2 protein-coding genes are annotated in these 1985 nt (G+C 69.4%); both read right to left on the bottom strand.

Annotated elements, in window-relative coordinates:
* Positions 1–752: MFS transporter (locus tag K7957_RS20170; RefSeq protein ID WP_223014707.1), on the bottom strand; the 752-nt coding region annotated here is incomplete at its 3' end.
* Between the two features lie 49 nt (positions 753–801).
* The gene (gene manD / locus K7957_RS20165) at positions 802–1983 is read right to left on the bottom strand and encodes a D-mannonate dehydratase ManD (protein ID WP_223014705.1); all 1182 of its coding nucleotides are present in this window, start codon (positions 1981–1983) and stop codon (positions 802–804) included.
* Positions 1984–1985: the final 2 nt, after the last annotated feature.

Genomic DNA, 1985 nt, shown 5'->3' with positions numbered 1-1985 from the left:
CCCGCCATATAGGCCCAGGCCTCACGGCGGCGCAGCACCGTGCGGAAACCGGCGCGCCCGCTGTCGACCGCGGGCTCGGCCTCGATCCAGCCGCGCTCCTCGGCGGAGAGGCGCGGGTGGTCGCCGGGTTTGTGGTAGAAACGCCACCAGGCGAAGAGCCAGACGAGGTTGAACAGCCCGGTGACGACGAACGCCCAGCGCCAGTCGAGCGCCAGCCCGGCGATCAGGAAACCGACCAGCAGCGGGGTCACGATCGCGCCCACGTTCGCCCCGGCGTTGAAGACGCCGATGGCGAGCGCGCGCTCCTTCTTCGGGAACCATTGCGACGCCGCGGCGAGCGCCGAGGGGTAGGTCCCGGCCTCGCCGAAGGCGAGCGGGATGCGCGCGACGACGAAGCCGGTGGTGGAGGTCACGAGGGTCTGCGCGAGATGGCCGACCGTCCAGCTGCCCATCGCGAGCAGATAGCCCAGCTTGGGGCCGAGCCGGTCGATCAGCCAGCCGAACAGCAGGAAGCCGATGCCGTAGAAGACCTGGAAATAGCCGGTGACGTCGCCGTAGCCGGTGTTGGTCCAGCCATAGAGCGCGGTCAGCTGCGGCTTGAGCACGCCGAGTACCAGCCGATCGATGTACGACAGCACCACCGCGAAGAACAGCAGCGCGCAGATCAGCCAGCGCACGCGCCCGCGCGGTCGTGACACCGCGTGCGCCACCGTCTCAGGCGCTTCCCTGGCGGCCTCGGTGATGTCGCTCATCTCAGGCCGATCCTCTCGTCGAGGCCACGGCGCATCGTCCCAGCGCCTGTCACCAGCTCCACAAAGTACCGTCCTCGAGCCGGTTCACCGGCAGATAGGCGCGCTTGTAATCGTAGCCCGCGGCCAGTTCCTCGTCGATGTCGACCCCCAGGCCCGGCGCGTCGCCCGGGTGCATGCGACCGTCGTCGAAGCGATAGGCGTGCGGGAAGACCGCGTCGGTCTCGGCGGTATGCGGCATATGCTCCTGCACGCCGAAATTGGGCACCGAGAGGCCGAAGTGGAGCGCCGCCGCCATCGTCACCGGCGACAAGTCGGTCGCGCCGTGGCAGCCGGTGCGTACCTGATAGAGGTCGGCCAGCGCGGCAATACGGCGCAGGTGCGTGATGCCGCCGGCGTGGACGATCGTGGCGCGTATATAGTCGATCAGCTGCTGCTCGATCAGCGCCTTGCAGTCCCAGATCGAGTTGAAGACCTCGCCGACCGCGATCGGCGTGGTGGTGTGCTGGCGGATCAGGCGGAAGCCGTCCTGCTGCTCCGCCGGAGTCGGGTCCTCGATCCAGAAGGGGCGATAGGGCTCGAGATCGCGCCCGAGCCGCGCCGCCTCGATCGGGGTGAGCCGATGGTGGACGTCGTGGAGCAGGTGGATGTCGGGCCCGAGTGCCTCGCGCGCGGCGGCGAACAGCTCGGGCACGACGCGGAGATATCGCTCGGTCGACCATATCGCCTCGCCCGGCAGCGCGGCGTCGGCGGGCTCGTAGCGCTGCCCCGGCTTGGCGACGCCGTAGCTCGAGGCGAGGCCCGGCACGCCGCACTGCAGCCGGATCGCGCGATAGCCCTCGTCGCGGTGCGCCAGCGCGGTCGCGATCGTGTCCTCGATCGTCGTCCCGTTGGCGTGGCAATAGACCAGGCAGGCGTCGCGGCTGGCGCCGCCGAGCAGTTGGTAGAGCGGCAGGCCGGCGATCTTGCCCTTGATGTCCCACAGCGCGACGTCGACCGCGGCGATCGCGCTCATCGTCACTGGCCCGCGGCGCCAATAAGCGCCCTTGTAGAGATACTGCCAGATGTCCTCGATCCGGTGCGCGTCGCGCCCGATCAGGCAGGGGACGACATGGTCGGCGAGGTAACTCGCCACCGCCAGCTCGCGGCCGTTGAGCGTGGCGTCGCCGACGCCGCTGGTACCGTCGTCGCAGATGATCTTGAGCGTGACGAAGTTACGCCCGGGCGAGGTGATGA

The sequence above is a fragment of the Sphingomonas yunnanensis genome, assembly GCF_019898765.1.
Taxonomy (GTDB): domain Bacteria; phylum Pseudomonadota; class Alphaproteobacteria; order Sphingomonadales; family Sphingomonadaceae; genus Sphingomonas; species Sphingomonas yunnanensis.
Note: the sequence above shows the minus strand (reverse complement) of the source record. Positions and strands in the feature narration are given on the sequence as shown.